Source organism: Variovorax soli NBRC 106424, from assembly GCF_001591385.1.
GTDB classification, from domain to species: Bacteria; Pseudomonadota; Gammaproteobacteria; order Burkholderiales; family Burkholderiaceae_C; genus Variovorax; species Variovorax soli.
Map to the genome: position 1 here is coordinate 26,662 of NZ_BCUU01000044.1, position 14,890 is coordinate 41,551.

Consider the following 14,890-nt stretch of genomic DNA (forward strand, 5'->3'; position numbering starts at 1 on the left):
TCAGCCGGTGATGAAGGTCGGCCACACCTGGAACTGCAGGCTCAATCCGACGATGAAGGTGAGGTAGCTGCCGACCGCCAGCACGGTGGCCAGGATCAGCGCCGACTTCATGCTGAAGTGGCTGCCGGCCATGCAGGCGACGACAACCAGTGCGTAGATCGCCGCGATGAGGCCCATGGCAGGCAGGCCGATGCCGTGCAGCCCGGCCAGCAGCACGCCGAACAGCAGGTTGGCGCCGATGATGAAGCCCAGCGGCTTCCAGGCGATCTGGCCGATGGGGTCGCCGTCTCCTTGCCGGGCCCCGATCGACGCCACCGCCACGCCCAGGCCCAGCAGCGCCAGCAGCGTGCCCACCATCAGCGGGAAATAGCCCGGCCCCATGCGCGCGGCACTGCCGACGTTGTAGTTGGTGGCGCCGATGGCAAACGCCGCGCCGACGCAGGCGAACATGAGGCCCGCGGCGAAGTTTCTCTTGCTCTTGATCCTGAAATGCATGGCTGGTGGTGACCGCTCTGTGATGGGATGCGCGGGCCGTGGCGTGAAAGGCCTGGCCGCCGCGAGGACCCGCTGGGGTGTCCTGCGTGGTTGCGGCCCGAATCTTCCAAGCCGCTTTTGAATACCTCATGTTATGAGGTTTATTGCATCATGTTGTGAGTAAATACCCTTGGCGCCCCTGGGCCGCTGATACATTCGCTGGCGCCTCTTCCTCATTGCAGAACATGTCCAGCCCCAGCCCACCCATCGACAAGCAACGCCTGGAGGCCTTGTCGGATTTCCGGTTCAGGCTGCGCAGCTTTCTGCGCTTCAGCGAGGACGCGGCGCGCAGCGAGGGCATCACCGTGCTGCAGTACCAGGTGCTGCTTCACACGCAGGGATTTCCGGGGCGCGACTGGGCCTCGATCAGCGAGATCGCGGAGCGCCTGCAGGCGCAGCCGCATGGCGTGGTGGCGCTGGTCTCGCGCTGTGAAGAGGCCGGCCTGGTGGAGCGCCGGCCCAGCGTCATCGACCGCCGGCAGGTGGAGGTTCACCTGCTGCCGGCAGGGCGCAAAAAGCTGGAGGCCCTGGCCAGCGAGTTTGCGCAGCACGTGGCGGAGCTGGCGGACGTGGTGGCCTTCGCGCGGCGCACGCACCTGTCTTGATTGATCGAGTGCCGGCGCGCGGCTAGTCAGCCAGGCGAAGTCCCCGGCGTTCGACGCTGGACGCGATCTGCACGACCATGTTGCGGCCCAGGCGCGTCATGCCGAACAGCATGCGGGGAGAAACGCGGGTCAGCTCGCCCACCGTGTTCACCTGGTTGCGCCTCAGGACGTTGGTGGCGCGCACCGACAGGCCAAGAATGGCGATGTCGGCTTCGAGCAGCAAGGCGGGGTGCTGCTCCGGGGCGTTGTTCATCGAGGGCGCGTTTGCAGACGACATGAGCCTGTGCGGGTGCAAGTCTCATGCCGAAGGCGCCCGGGCACGCAGCCTGGCGGCGCGCAGGCGGGGCACGCCCGGTCTGCCCATGTTTCACCCAATTTAACCGACCAAGATTCAGGCATTTGATCATTTGTCATACAGGGTTTATCCGGGGCATGCAAAGGCATCGGCAGACCGCGCGCCTTGGCTGCTAGTGTGCTCACCTCGACCACCGCCCAACGCAAGAACAAGACCGTGGACCTGCGCACCCTCCGCTACTTCATCACCGTCCTCGAAGCCGGCAGCCTCTCGCGCGCGGCCGGCAGCCTCTACATCGCGCAGCCGGCCCTTACCGCGCAGATCAAGAAGCTGGAGGCCGAACTCGGCGCCCAGCTGTTCGACCGCTCGCATGCCGGCGTCACGCCCACGCCGGCCGGCGTGCAGCTGTACGAGGACGCCCGGCGCCTGCTGAGCGACGCCGATGCGGTGCGCGAGCGCATCCAGCGCCTGCCGCAGGGGCCGGAAGGCTCGGTGGTGGTGGCCCTGCCCTTTCTGCTGGCCTCGCTGTTGATGGGCCCGCTGCTGGCCGGGCTGAAGAAGACCCATCCGCGCATCCGCGTCTTCGCGCTCGACGAACTGAGCCTGGGCGTGAAGAAGGCCATGCTGGACCGGCGCGCGGACATCGGCATCCTGGTCGATGCACCGCAAGTGGACGGCCTGCACTGCCGCCCCATGGTGCGCGAGGCCATGTACTTCTGCGGCCATGATGCGGACGGCTCCGTGAAGCGGCTGCTGCGCGCGCCCGGGAAGAAGAAACCCGGCAAGAAGGGCCCGCCGACCCTGCAGCGCCCCGTGATCGACTTCGCCGATGCCGTCGCCCAGCCGCTGGTGCTGCAGTCGCGCCGCTTCGCGATCCGCCGCGCGGTGGAAGACGCGGCCGCCGCGCAGGGCCTGCACCTGAACATCGCGCACGAGCAGGACTCGACCCGCGTGATCCGCTCCCTCTATCTGTGCGGCGCCGGCTTCACCTTCACGCCGGCCTGCGCGCTGAACGACCAGCCGGTGCCGCGCGCCGACTGGGTGGTGGCGCGGGTCGCGCGGCCCGAACTGCACCGCACCTACTCGCTGGCCACGCAGGCGGGCCGGCCGGTGGATGCCGCCACCCAGGTCGTGATGGACGCGCTGGCACGGCAAATGCACGAGATGATCGACACGGGTGTGTGGGAAGCCGATAAAGTGCGCGAGCAAGGCATCGGCTGAGCACACACCTTTTTTCCTCCCCCAACACAAGGAACCCGGAACCATGACCTACGTGACGACCAAGGACGGAGTCGACATCTTCTACAAGGACTGGGGCCCCAAGGATGCGCAGCCCATCGTGTTCCACCACGGCTGGCCCCTGAGTGCCGACGACTGGGATACGCAGATGCTGTTCTTCCTCGCCAAGGGCTTCCGGGTCGTGGCGCACGACCGCCGCGGCCACGGCCGTTCGGCGCAGGTGAGCGACGGGCACGACATGGACCACTACGCGGCCGATGCGTCCGCCGTCGTGGAGCACCTGGATTTGAAGAACTCGGTCCACATCGGCCATTCGACCGGCGGCGGCCAGGTCGCGCGCTACGTCGCCCAACATGGGCAGCCGCAAAAGCGCGTCGCCAAGGCGGTGCTCATCAGCGCGGTACCGCCCATCATGGTGAAGACGGCGGGCAACCCCGACGGCACGCCGCTCGAAGTGTTCGACGGCTTTCGCGCCGCGCTGGCCGCCAATCGCGCCCAGTTCTTCATCGACGTGCCATCGGGCCCCTTCTACGGCTTCAATCGCCCGGGCGCCCAGGTCTCGCAGGGCGTCATCCAGAACTGGTGGCGCCAGGGCATGATGGGCAGCGCCAAGGCCCACTACGAAGGCATCAAGGCGTTCTCGGAAACGGACCAGACCGAGGACCTGAAGGCCATCGAGGTGCCCACGCTCGTCATGGCCGGCGACGACGACCAGATCGTTCCCTACAAGACGGGTGCGCTGCTGCAGGCCAAGCTGATCAGGAACAGCGAGCTCAAGATCTACCCCGGCTTCTCGCACGGCATGTGCACGGTGAACGCGGACGTCATCAACGCCGACCTGCTGGCCTTCATCCGCGGGTGACCGCCGCCATTGGGCGGATCGGATGCTGGCTTGCCGACGCCTTGGCCACTTCGAGCTCGTACTGCTCCCAGCCCGAGCCCGGCACCCGCTCCCCGACGCGCGACCTGACCGCCTCCAGCTGCCCGCACAGCGCCTCGCCGGCCTGCGCGCGGTCGGCCAGGTGCACGCCCTGGGTCATCGTGATGTGCGCGCACTCGAAGCTGCCGGCGCCCGCCAGCAGGATCATGCGCGTCGGCGCATCCTCGCCCACCAGCGCCACCAGGCCCGGGCTCACCTGCTCGGGCGTCAGGCGCGCCAGCGCCTCGGGCGGCAGGATGCTCTCGGTCATGGCGGTCGCCGCGCTGGGCGCCAGGCAGTTCACGCGGATGTTGCGCCGCTCGCCTTCCAGGGCCAGGGTCTGCATCAGGCCCACCAGCGCCATCTTGGCCGCGCCGTAGTTGGACTGGCCGAAGTTGCCGTACAGGCCGGAGGACGAGGTGGTCATCACGATGCGGCCGTACTGCTGCTCCTGCATCCGCGCCCACACCGCCTTGGTGCAATGCACGGCGCCCATCACATGCACATCCATCACCAGGCGGAAGTCGTCGAGCGACATCTTTGCGAAAGTGCGGTCGCGCAGGATGCCGGCGTTGTTCACCAGGATGTCGATGCGGCCCCACGTCTCTGCGGCATGCGCCGCCATGGCCTCCATCTCCCCGGGGCGCGTGACGTCGCCTGCAACAGCGATGGCCTCGCCTCCTGCGCGCCGGATTTCATCGACCACCGCGCTGGCCGCCGCGGCATTGCGCTCGTGCGCCAGGTCGTTGACCACCACGCGCGCTCCATGCCGCGCCAGCTCGAGCGCATGCGTGCGGCCCAGGCCGCCGCCGGCTCCGGTGACAATGGCCACGCGGCCCTGCAACAGTTTCTTGTTCATCGCGTCTTCATCTCCAGTTTCTAGAAAGCCACCGCGTCCTGGCCCTTGAGGCCCAGCATGGCGCGGGCTTCGGCGGGCGTCGCCACTTCCAGCGACAGCTCTTCCAGGATGCGTCGAATCTTGCGGACCTGCTCCGCGCAGTTGCGCGCCAGCTGGCCCTTGCCGAGGTACAGGCTGTCTTCCAGGCCGACCCGCACACTGCCGCCGAGCACCGCGCCCATGGTCAGCAGCGGCATCTGGTGCCGGCCCGCGCCGAGCACCGAGAAGCGGTAGCCGCCGCGGCCGAACAGCCGGTCGGCGGTGCTCTTGAGGGTGACCAGGTTCTCGGGATCCGACCCCAGCCCGCCCAGGATGCCCAGGATGCCCTGGATGAACAGCGGGCCCTCGACCAGCCCCTCGTCGACGAAATGCGCGAGGCTGTAGAGATGCCCCACGTCGTAGCACTCGAACTCGAAGCGCGTGCCGCACTCCTTGCCCAGCACCTGCAGGATGTGCTTGATGTCGCGGAAGGTGTTGCGGAAGATCAGGTCCTCCATGCCTTCCACGTAAGGCTTCTCCCAGTCGTGCTGCCACTGGCTGTACTTGCGCGCCAGCGGGTGCACCGAGAAGTTCATCGAGCCCATGTTGAGCGAGCACATCTCGGGCTTGGCCTGCAGCGGATAGGCCAGGCGCTCTTCCAGCGTCATGCGCGTGCTGCCGCCGGTGGTGATGTTGATCACGGCATCGGTGGCCGCCTTGATGCGCGGCACGAACTGGTCGAACACGCGCGGGTCGGCGCTCGGCCGGCCGTCGCGCGGGTCGCGCGCATGCAGATGCAAGATCGCCGCGCCCGCCTGCGCGGCCTCGATCGCCTGCTCGGCGATCTGGTCCGGCGTCAGCGCCAGGTAGGGCGACATGGTGGGCGTGTGGACCGAGCCGGTGACGGCGCAGCTGATGATCACTTTGTCCTGGCTTGGCGCCATTGCTTTTCTCCTGATGTTCAAACCGCCAGCCACTGGGACAGCAAGCCCCGGTCGGCCTCCAATTGCGCGGGCGTGCCCTCGAACACGATGCGGCCGTGCCCCATCACGCACACCCTCGACGACACCTTGAGGGCGATCGCCAGCTTCTGCTCGACCAGCACCACGGACACACCCTGGCGCCGCATGTCCTGGATGCACTCGCCCACCTGCGCGACGATCCTGGGCGCCAGGCCCTCGGTGGGCTCGTCGATCAGGATGGCCAGCGGGTTGCCGAGCAGCGACCGGCAGATGGTCAGCATCTGCTGCTCGCCGCCCGAGAGGCTGCCGGCCTTGGTGCCGCGGCGCTCCTTCAGGCGCGGGAAGTAGTCGAACATCTGCTGCACGGTCCAGCGCCGCGCACCTTGCACCGGCGGCTGCTCGCCCATGCGCAGGTTCTCGTCCACCGTGAGGTTGGCGAACACCTCGCGCTCCTCCGGCACGTAGGCCAGGCCGGCGCGGCAGATGGCATGCGGCTTCGCACCGGCCAGCTCGCGTCCGCCCAGCGAGACCCGGCCCGCGCTCGGCGGCACCAGGCCCATGATGGCCTTGAGCGCCGTCGAGCGGCCCGAGCCGTTGCGCCCGAGCAGGCTGACGACCTCGCCCTGCGCGACACGGAAGCTGACCCCGCGCAGGATGTGGCTCTTGCCGTAGTGGGCCTGCAGGTCCTCGACATGCAGCAGAGAAGAAGGCGTTGCCGTCGCGCTCATGCCGCGGCCTCCTCGCCCAGGTAGGCCTCGCGCACGCCCTGGTGGCTGCGGATCTCCTGCGGCGTGCCGGTGGCGATCACCTCGCCATAGACCAGCACGCTGATGCGGTCGGCCAGGGCGAACACCACGTCCATGTCGTGCTCGACGATGAGCAGCGCGCGGCCCGCCGTCACTTCGCGGATCAGTTCCATGGTGTAGTGGGTCTCCTCGGTGGACATGCCCGCCATGGGCTCGTCCAGCAGGATGGCCTTGGGGTCGGAGGCCAGCGTCATCGCCAGCTCGAGCGAGCGCTGTTCGGAGTAAGACATCTCGCCCGCGAGCGTGCCGGCCTGGGCCTGCAGCCGCACCTTCTCGAGCAGCGCCTCGGTGGCCGCGCGCAGCCCGGACAGGCGATCGATGGGGCGCCAGAAGGTGTACTGGCGCTCGTGGTGGCGCATCACCGCGAGCCGGATGTTCTCGAACACCGTGAGCTTGGGGAAGATGTTGGTGATTTGGAATGAACGCGCGAGCCCGAGGCGGTTGATGCGCTGCGGCGTCCAGCCGGTGATGCGCTGGCCGTCGAACACCACCTCGCCCGAGGTCGGCGCGAGATTGCCCGACACCAGGTGGAACAGGGTCGACTTGCCGGCGCCGTTGGGGCCGATCAGGGCGCGCCGCTCGCCGGCGCCAAGCGCCAGGTCCACGCCGCGGATGATCTCGGTGTCGCCGAAGGACTTGCGCAGGCCGCGCAGGGAAAGAATGGCGTCGTCGTTCATGGCAGGACTCGTTCACCCAGGGTTGCGGCAGGCGCCGGCGCCTCGCGCGAAGCAGCGGCCAGCGCCAGCGCGCGATGGCAGCGCTGGGCCACGCCGGTCATCAGCGCGCCGGCCGCCAGCAGGCCGGCCGGCACGATCCAGGTGCCAAGCGCCGCGGCGGACCAGGCTCGGCCGAAGAGCAGCACCGGTGGCGCGCTGCCGCCCATGCGGGCCAGCGAGCGATAGTCCTGCGAGAACAGCCGCTGCAGCATCTCCACCACGAAGACCGCCCCGCCCGCCAGCAGCAGCCCGGCAAAGACGGCACTCAGGGCCAGGGGCAGCACCGCAACGAATCCGTGCCGGGTGATCAGGCGGACTGTCGCGGCCACCAGGCCGGTCAATCCCTGGGGCATGAACATCATCACCAGCACGAACAGCACGCCCTGGTAGAGCAGCCAGGACTGCGTGGTGTCGGACACCGCATAGCCGAAGAAGCTCATCAGCGCGGCGCCCAGCGCCGGGCCCAGGAAGCTGCCGACACCGCCGATGTAGCTGTTGAGCACCACCGTGGCCGACACGCCCGCATCGAAGACGACGTAGTTGGCCGACTCGTTGCCCATCACCTGCAGCCCGCCGGCAATGCCGGAGAACATGGCCGAGATCGCGAAGGCCGACACGCCCAGTCCGTGCACGTCGTAGCCGAGGAAGTGCAGCCGGTGCTCGTTCTCGCGCAGCGCCAGCGTGAGCCGGCCGAGCGGCGTGCGGGTGTGGAAGTACAGGAGCGCCAGCGAGACCAACACCCAGGCCAGCGTGAGGTAGTACACCTGCGTGGTCGAGCCGAAGCTCATTCCCCAGGCCGGCATGCGCATGGTGGAAATGCCCGATTCACCGCCGAACCAGCCCTTGAGCTGCGGCGCCAGCGCATGCAGCAGCTCGGCAATGGCCAGCGTGATCATCGCGAAGGCCGTGCCGCTGCGCTGGGTGGCGAACCAGCCGGCGACCAGGCCGAAGCCCAGCCCGCCGACGGCGCCCACCAGCGGCATCAGGGGCGTGGGCAGCAGGCCGGTGCCGCCGAGCGCGTTCATCGCATGCACCGTGGCGAAGGCGCCCACGCCGAAGTAGGCGGCGTGGCCGAAGGACAGCATGCCGGCGCGCCCCGCCAGCAAGCTGTAGGCGCAGGCGAACAGCGCCGCGATCAGCGCCTGGATCGAGGCGTTGAGCAGGCCGGCCGGCAGCAGCACCGGCAGTGCGCCCAGCAAGGCGATGGCCGCGAGGGAGAACAGGAGGGGTGTGCGCATCGTCGACATCACGCCTTCTCCCCCATGAGGCCCGAGGGACGCACCAGCAGCACGAGCAGCATCAGCGCAAACGGCAGCGTGGCCGCCAGGCTCGACAGCTTGAGCGTGAGCAGGCCCCCCGTGCTGCGCGCCCAGTCGCCCGCCCCCACCAGCGCCAGCGCGTCGGCCAGGCTGCGGTCGACACCCACGGCCAGCGAGGTCAGCACGCCGATGAGCACCGACGCGAGCATCGCGCCCCCCAGCGAGCCCAGGCCGCCCACCACCACCACCACGAAGACCATCACGCCCACTTCGAGCGCCATGTTGGGGTTGGTGGTGTAGAAGGCGCCGGCGATCGCGCCGGCCAGCCCCGCGAGCGCGGCGCCGACGCCGAACACGCCCATGAAGACCAGCTGCACGTTGTGGCCCAGCGCCTCCACCATGCGCGGCTTGTAGATGGCCGAGCGCACCACGATGCCGACCCGCGTGCGCGTCAGCAGCAGGTAGATCGCGGCGAACATCGCCAGCGCCACCGCCCCCATGAGCACCCGGTACATCGGGTACTGCTGGCTGCCGACCGCGAAGGCCGCAAAGTCGAGCGCGGGCGGAATGCGGTAGTCCACCGGGTAGTTGCCGAAGAACAGCTTGATCGTCTCGGCAATGATGAAGGACAGGCCGAAGGTCAGCAGCAGCTCGTGCGCGTGGCCGTAGCGGTGCACGCGCCGCAGGAACCAGCGCTCCACCACCGCGCCCACCGCGCCGGCCAGCAAGGTGGCCAGCACCACCGCCGGCCCGAAGCCCACGATGCCCTGCAGCGTGTAGGCGAAGTAGGCGCCCAGCATGTAGAACGAGGCGTGCGCGAAGTTGAGCACGCCCATCATCCCGAAGATGAGCGTGAGCCCGGCCGAGACCATGAACAGCAGCAGCCCGTGGATCACGCCGTTCAAGAGCGAAAAGACGATCCAGTCCATGGTTCAGAGGTACTCGAGGTTGCCGTCGACGCTGATGGCCTGACCGCTGAGGTTGTGCGCCGCGGGCGAGCAAAGGAAGAGCGCCATCGCCGCCACGTCGCTCGCGCTGACCATGCGCCGCAGCGAGATCTTGCGCAGGTAGTCCTCGCGCATCTGCTCGACGCTGATGCCCAGCGCCGCCGCCCGCGAGGCGATGACGCCGTCCATGCGCTCGCCCTCCACCACGCCAGGAAGGATCGCGTTGACGCGCACGCCCTGCGGGCCCAGTTCCATGGCCAGCGACTTGGTCAGGCCCACGATGGCCCACTTGGTCGACGCGTAGGGCGTGCGAAAGGCATAGCCCAGGCGCCCGGCCACCGAGCTCATCGTGATCAGCGTGGGGTTGGCCGCGGATGCCTTCAAGAGCGGCACCGCGCGCCGCGCAAAGTAGAACTGGCTGTTGAGGTTGACCGACACGGTGCGCTCCCAGCCGCCCGCGTCGAGGTTCTCGATGGCCCCGGTCGGTCCGGCGATGCCCGCATTGTTGATCAGCACGTCCAGCCCGCCCAGGCAGCCGCGCACATCGTCGAACACCTGGTCCACGTCGGCCGCCACCGAGACGTCGGCCATGCTGCCGGTGATGCCGGGCGTTTCGGTCACCAGGCGGTCCAGCGCGGCGCGATCGATGTCGCACACGTGCACACGCGAGCCGGCCTCGTGGAAGGCGCGCGCAATGCAGGCGCCGATTCCGCTGGCGCCGGCGGTCACGAGCACGCGCAGCTCCGGCAGGGGTCGAAGGGATTCGTACAGGGGCATGAGGTTCCTCCACGATCGCGCGTCGCCACCCATGGCGCCGCGTCGTCTGCAGCAGAGTCTCTGCGCCCGGCGCTCGCCGCCCTATGTGCCGCGCGCACACTTTTTCCCCGGCTCGGATGTCATCGCGCCTCATGCGCGCGGCGACACCCTCTGTTAGCCTCGTTGCAGCGACGGAGACGAGATTTGCCATGTTCCGCCGACACAAGAATCGAGACAACACGATGCGCACCACTGACAAGGAGACCGGCGAGCAGATCGCCCTGCAGCTCGTCCGGCTGCTGCATCAGGGCACCTCCACGGACGAGTTCACGCAATGCATGGTCGAGGTCGAGGCCTTGCCCGCCGGGCTGCCCGGCAAGTCCAACCTGGTCGAGGCGGTGCGCATGGCGATGGCCGTGCGCAACCGGCTCGAGCTCCTGCAGCAGCGCGAAAGCGGCATGCTGGCCGTGATCGAATCGGCGCAGGAGCTTTCGAGCCGGCTCGACCTCACCAGCCTGCTGGGCGCCATCGTGGCGCGCGCACGCAAGCTGCTCGGCTCGGACCTGGCGTGGCTGTCGGTGCACGATCCGGCGCGCGACGAATTCCGGGTGCTGGTGGCGCAGGGCGCAATCTCGCCGCGCGTGTCCGACATGGTGACGCTGCGCGGCCGCGGTGTGGCAGGCGTGGTCATGTCCACCTGCCTGCCCTTCACCACCGCGGACTACCTGCACGACACCCGCTTCACCCATGACGCGGGGCTGGACGACATCTTCCGGGAGGACGGCATCGCCGCCCTGGTCGGCGTGCCGCTGATCTGGGAGGGCGAGGTCATCGGCCTGCTCTTCGTGGCCGATCGCTACCACCGGGTGCACACCACGCAGAGCCTGTCGATCCTGTGCACGCTGGCCACCCTCGGCGCGGTGGCGCTGAAGAACGCGCGTGATTTCGAGGCCGTGCATGCGGCGCTGGCCAAGGCCGACGCGACGCGCGCCGAACTGGAGCGGCACCTGCGCGGCATCCAGGCCGCGGCGGATGCGCACGAGCAGATGACATCGCTGCTGGCACGCGGCGCCTCGCTGTCCACGCTGTGCCAGTCGGTCGCGCAGCTGCTCGGCGGCAGCCTGCTGGTGCTGGACGAGGCGGCGCAGGTCATCAGCCAGGGCGCGGCCACGGGCTATGCGGACCGGGGCGCCCAAGGCTACGAGCCGCATGGCGCACGCAGCGCCGAGCTGGCGAACGCCCTGCGCCTGAGCCGCCAGATGGGCCGGTCCGTGCAGGCCTACGAGGAAGATGGCGAGTGCTGCCGCGTGATGCCGGTGCTCGGCGGCGACGACGTGCTGGGTGCCATTGCGCTGTTCCATCGCGGCGCGCTCGAGGAGGTCGCGGTGCGCACCTTCGAGCGCAGCTCGAGCGTGATCGGCATTGTGCTGCTCTCGCAGGAGCGCATGGAAGCCGCCAAGAGCCGCAATGCCGCGGCCCTGCTGCGCACCCTGGTGTCGCCGCGCCAGGATGCGCCAGCCGAGCTGGTCAATCGCGCCGAGCGGCTGGGGCTCGACCTGTCGCAGCCGCTGGCCCTGCTGCTGGTGGAGATGGAAGGGCCCGGCGCCGGCTACGCGGCGCGCCACTTTCGCGCCATGGCGTCGACGGAGCGCGCGCTGGTGGACGAGATCGACGGCGTGCTGGTCATCCTGTGCGGCGCGCCGCGGGCCTTCGACCTGCGCCAGGAGGTGTCCAGCTGGGCGCGGCGCAATGCGTCAGCCATGCACCGCGGCGTGGTGTCCCGCCCGGCTGCGTCGCCGGCCGAAATTCCGGCGCTCTATGCCACGCTGCGGCGCGCGCTGGGCGTGCTCGGGCGGCTGGGCATCCAGGGGCAGGTGCTCGGGCAGAACGAGCTGGCCCTCTATTCGGCGCTGTTCGAGACGCACGACCAGGCCAGCCTCTCGCAGTTCCTCGACGCGACCATCGGCCCGGTGATCGCGCACGACGGCAAGCGCAATGCGCAGCTGGCATCCACGCTGCTGTGCTATTTCGACTGCAACCAGAATGCCAAGACCACCGCGCAGCGCCTGGGCATCCATGTGAACACCGTGCGCCAGCGCCTCGCCACCATCGAGGACATGCTGGGCCACTGGGGCAGCGCCGCGCGGGCGCTGGAGATCCACATGGCGCTGCGCCTGTGGAGCCTGATCGCGCCGCAGTGAAACGCCGGCGCGCGGGCGCGCGTCCTAGTGTGCTGTCCCGCAAATAGCTATGCAGAGAAAAGCGATGCGTTTCAGGTCATGGCAAGGCGCAAACCGCAGCGATACCCAGTGGTATCGCGAGGATTTGCAACGCCGCCATGGCCTGAAAGGCGCGCTTTTCTGCGTAGCTATTTGCGGGACGGCACACTAGCCCCGCTGGAACTCCTTGCCGCCGAGGTAGAGCCGGTTGAACACCGGCGAGATCACCAGCTCGTTGATGCACACATGCGGCGGCAGCTCGGCAATGAAGCGGATCGTGTGCCCCAGGTCTTCTTCCTGCAGCATGCGCGCCATGTCCTCGGCGCTCGGCGCCACCGGGCGGGACTTGAGGATGGGCGTGGCCACCTCGCCCGGGCACAGCGCGGTGGCGCGCAGGCCGTGAATGCCTTCCTCGATGTTGAACGAATGGCTGAGCGCGATCATGCCGGCCTTGGTGGCGGTGTACGCCGGGCCGGTCAGGTGCGTGAGGTGCCAGCCCACGAACGAGGCCACGTTGATCACAGTGCCGTGGCCGAGCGAGCGCATGCCGTGGAGGACCGCCAGCGTGCAGTAGGTGGCGCCGCTGAGGTTGACGGCCACCACCTTGTCGAAGGTCTCGCCGTCGGTGTCGCCCCAGTAGCGCTTGGGAAAGTTGATGCCCGCGCTGTTGACCAGGATGCCGACCGGCCCGTGCGCCGCCTGGATGCCCTCGGCCACGCGTTGCACGCTGGCCTTGTCGCCAACATCCAGGGGCATCGCGCTGATGGCGGCCTCATCGACGCCGGCGCCGCGCGCCGTCGCCAGCGCGGCCTCCAGCTTGGCCGGGTCGCGGCCCGAGATGACGACGCGGCAGCCTGCGCGCGCCAGTTCGATGGCACCGGCCAGGCCGATGCCGCTGCCGCCGCCGGTGACCCAGGCCAGCTGGCCTGCGAGGGATGAAGTAGCCATGGATCTTTTCTCCGCTTTGCTGCTGCCGCCTGGATGCGGCGGGGTTGCATGCCCGGATCGTAGGGGCGAAGCGGCCACCCCGGCGATCCGGTCCTTTCCCGATGCAGGGCGTCAGCCCGGGCGCTGCATCTTGCAGCTGGCCTGCGCCGGCACCGAGACCGCCTCCGCGCTGAACACCTTCACCGGCTTGAAGCCCATGTCGGTGCCGTCGGCCTTGTACTTCGCGTCCTTGGACACCACCGACACCACCAGCGGCATCTGCACCTGGTGATCGGCCGCGCGCATGCTCATCTCGCCCATCGGCGTCTTGAGCCTGCCGGTTTCCAGCGCCTTGGCAAAGGCATTCACATCGAGCGCGCCGTTGACCGGCTTGGTGCGCTTGAGCGCATCGGTCACCATCTCGAGGCCGAACACCGTCTGCGGCTCGACGAACACCGGCGCATGCCCGATCTTGGCGGTGTAGTCGGCCACGAAGCGCTCGCCGGCGGCGCCGGCCGCCTCGGCATTGAAGGCATGCGCCACGTAGTTGCCGATGGCCAGTTCGCCCGCGTTGCTCACGTTGCCGGGCTGGTCGAGGTAGACGGTGCCGAAGCGCGCCTTCAGGCCGCTGGCCTTGGCCGCCTTCATCATCAGCAGCAGGTCGTTGGACCAGTTGCCCGTCATCACCGTCTCGGCGCCCGAGGCGCTGATCTTGGACACGTAGGGCGCGAAGTCCTGGATCTTGTTGACGTCGTGCAGCGTCTTGTCCACCACCTGGTAGCCGCCGGCGCCCGCGTTGTCGACAATGGCCTGCTCCATGTCCTGGCCCCAGGAGTAGTTCTGGTTGATGGCGTAGACCTTGGTGCCCAGCGCGTTGGATGCCTTCATTGCCTGCACCAGGGCCTTGGCGCGGATCTGCGCATTGCCGGCGAAGCGGAAGTGATAGAAGTTGCACTTCTCGCCGGTGAGCTCCAGCGCCTCGGCGCCGACGTTGATGTAGACGACCTCCTTGCCCGGGTTGCGCAGGTTGTGCTTGCGCACGTCCTCCGTGATCTGCCCGCCGATGGCCGATGACGAACCCTGCACGATGATCTGCACGCCGTCGGCAATCGCCGCCTTCAGCTTCTCGGACGCGCCGGCCGGCCCGCCCTGGTTGTCGTACTCGACCAGCTGCACCGGCTCGCCGTTCCAGCCGCCCGCGGCATTGAACTTGTCGATGGCATAGCGCACGCCGGCGCGGTAGGCCTGGCCCGACGAGGCCTGCGGGCCGGACAGCGTCTCGACCATGCCGATCTTCACGGGGGCGGCATGGGCCGCGGCCATCAGCAGCAGCAGCGAGGCCGGCAGCGCGGCGCGGGCAAGGTGGCGAACAACGGTCATGGACTTGTCTCCTTCTTCAGTGGTGTTGGAACGGTGGCCGCACGCAGCAGGCGCCTCGGCGCGCCACGCGGCGGGTGTCTTGTGCTGCGAAAGTCTCTGCAAAGCACGCCATCGGACCTATGTGCCGCACACACACATTTGCCGGTGCTTCGATGTCATCGGCTCGCTGGCCGGGCCAGCGCTTGCGCAGGCCCCTGGGAAACCCGACCTGGGGCTTTCCCGCGCTGTCCGCAAATGACTCCTCGCGTTCCGCGCACGACCTTTCGGCCGCGCATGCAGCGCTCCAACATCGGCCGCCAAGGCGCTGGGTGTGGTCGTCGACCACGGCGCCCCACCCAAGAAGCATTGGAGACTCTCGTGAAGCAACACCAACTGATCCTGCTCGGCTGCGTGAGCGCGCTCGCGCTGGCGGCCTGCGGCGGCGGCGGCGGAAGCAACGGCACCGGCGG

15 protein-coding genes are annotated in these 14,890 nt (G+C 68.7%); 4 read left to right on the top strand and 11 right to left on the bottom strand.

What is annotated here, in order from left to right; translation table 11 throughout:
* Positions 1-495 (bottom strand): tripartite tricarboxylate transporter TctB family protein, encoded by a 495-nt coding sequence (locus VSO01S_RS14350; protein ID WP_068643497.1) that lies wholly within the window; start codon positions 493-495, stop codon positions 1-3.
* A gap of 224 nt (positions 496-719) precedes the next feature.
* Between VSO01S_RS14350 and VSO01S_RS14355 the strand changes: the two genes are divergently transcribed.
* The gene (locus tag VSO01S_RS14355) at positions 720-1,139 is read left to right on the top strand and encodes a MarR family winged helix-turn-helix transcriptional regulator (protein ID WP_068643498.1); all 420 of its coding nucleotides are present in this window, start codon (positions 720-722) and stop codon (positions 1,137-1,139) included.
* Between the two features lie 22 nt (positions 1,140-1,161).
* Here the strand turns inward: VSO01S_RS14355 and VSO01S_RS14360 are convergent, their stop codons facing one another.
* Entirely contained in the window at positions 1,162-1,392 is a 231-nt protein-coding gene (locus VSO01S_RS14360) for a DNA-directed RNA polymerase subunit alpha C-terminal domain-containing protein (RefSeq protein WP_068643499.1), read from the bottom strand.
* A 258-nt stretch (positions 1,393-1,650) separates the two neighbouring features.
* Here VSO01S_RS14360 and VSO01S_RS14365 point away from each other — a divergent pair, with 258 nt between their 5' ends.
* Together VSO01S_RS14365 and VSO01S_RS14370 are read left to right on the top strand one after the other, a co-directional pair.
* The gene (locus VSO01S_RS14365; RefSeq protein ID WP_068643511.1) at positions 1,651-2,655 is read left to right on the top strand and encodes a LysR family transcriptional regulator; all 1,005 of its coding nucleotides are present in this window, start codon (positions 1,651-1,653) and stop codon (positions 2,653-2,655) included.
* A gap of 43 nt (positions 2,656-2,698) precedes the next feature.
* Complete coding sequence (locus VSO01S_RS14370; protein WP_068643500.1) at positions 2,699-3,535, top strand: alpha/beta fold hydrolase; 837 nt, start codon at positions 2,699-2,701, stop codon at positions 3,533-3,535.
* On the opposite strand, the gene VSO01S_RS14375 is transcribed toward VSO01S_RS14370, so the two are convergent.
* Genes VSO01S_RS14375 through VSO01S_RS14405 form a run of 7 tightly spaced genes read right to left on the bottom strand, consistent with a single transcriptional unit; the run spans position 3,522 to position 9,936 of the window.
* A complete protein-coding gene (locus VSO01S_RS14375; RefSeq protein ID WP_068643501.1) occupies positions 3,522-4,451 on the bottom strand; it encodes an SDR family NAD(P)-dependent oxidoreductase in 930 nt (309 codons plus the stop codon). The two genes, VSO01S_RS14370 and VSO01S_RS14375, sit on opposite strands and share 14 nt — an antisense overlap.
* 20 nt (positions 4,452-4,471) lie before the next feature.
* Positions 4,472-5,413 carry a 3,5-dioxohexanoate:acetyl-CoA acetone transferase gene (kce, locus tag VSO01S_RS14380; protein WP_068643502.1) on the bottom strand — a complete coding sequence of 314 codons (942 nt, stop codon included), beginning with the start codon at positions 5,411-5,413 and terminating at the stop codon, positions 4,472-4,474.
* Between the two features lie 17 nt (positions 5,414-5,430).
* Entirely contained in the window at positions 5,431-6,159 is a 729-nt protein-coding gene (locus VSO01S_RS14385) for an ABC transporter ATP-binding protein (protein WP_068643503.1), read from the bottom strand.
* Positions 6,156-6,914, bottom strand: coding sequence for an ABC transporter ATP-binding protein (locus VSO01S_RS14390; protein ID WP_068643504.1), 759 nt, complete (start codon positions 6,912-6,914; stop codon positions 6,156-6,158). The genes VSO01S_RS14385 and VSO01S_RS14390 overlap by 4 nt, the downstream gene beginning before the upstream one ends.
* Positions 6,911-8,191, bottom strand: a complete 1,281-nt coding sequence (locus VSO01S_RS14395) for a branched-chain amino acid ABC transporter permease (RefSeq protein WP_084241876.1) — start codon at positions 8,189-8,191, stop codon at positions 6,911-6,913. The genes VSO01S_RS14390 and VSO01S_RS14395 overlap by 4 nt, the downstream gene beginning before the upstream one ends.
* A gap of 8 nt (positions 8,192-8,199) precedes the next feature.
* On the bottom strand, positions 8,200-9,141 hold the full coding sequence (locus tag VSO01S_RS14400; protein WP_068643505.1) for a branched-chain amino acid ABC transporter permease: 942 nt from the start codon (positions 9,139-9,141) through the stop codon (positions 8,200-8,202).
* A 3-nt stretch (positions 9,142-9,144) separates the two neighbouring features.
* Complete coding sequence (locus tag VSO01S_RS14405; RefSeq protein ID WP_068643506.1) at positions 9,145-9,936, bottom strand: SDR family oxidoreductase; 792 nt, start codon at positions 9,934-9,936, stop codon at positions 9,145-9,147.
* 221 nt (positions 9,937-10,157) lie between these two features.
* Here VSO01S_RS14405 and VSO01S_RS14410 point away from each other — a divergent pair, with 221 nt between their 5' ends.
* Complete coding sequence (locus VSO01S_RS14410) at positions 10,158-12,116, top strand: helix-turn-helix domain-containing protein (protein WP_068643507.1); 1,959 nt, start codon at positions 10,158-10,160, stop codon at positions 12,114-12,116.
* Positions 12,117-12,302: 186 nt separating this feature from the next.
* On the opposite strand, the gene VSO01S_RS14415 is transcribed toward VSO01S_RS14410, so the two are convergent.
* Both VSO01S_RS14415 and VSO01S_RS14420 read right to left on the bottom strand, forming a co-directional pair.
* Positions 12,303-13,082 (bottom strand): SDR family oxidoreductase, encoded by a 780-nt coding sequence (locus VSO01S_RS14415; RefSeq protein ID WP_068643508.1) that lies wholly within the window; start codon positions 13,080-13,082, stop codon positions 12,303-12,305.
* Positions 13,083-13,193: 111 nt separating this feature from the next.
* Complete coding sequence (locus tag VSO01S_RS14420; RefSeq protein ID WP_068643509.1) at positions 13,194-14,441, bottom strand: branched-chain amino acid ABC transporter substrate-binding protein; 1,248 nt, start codon at positions 14,439-14,441, stop codon at positions 13,194-13,196.
* Positions 14,442-14,890: the final 449 nt, after the last annotated feature.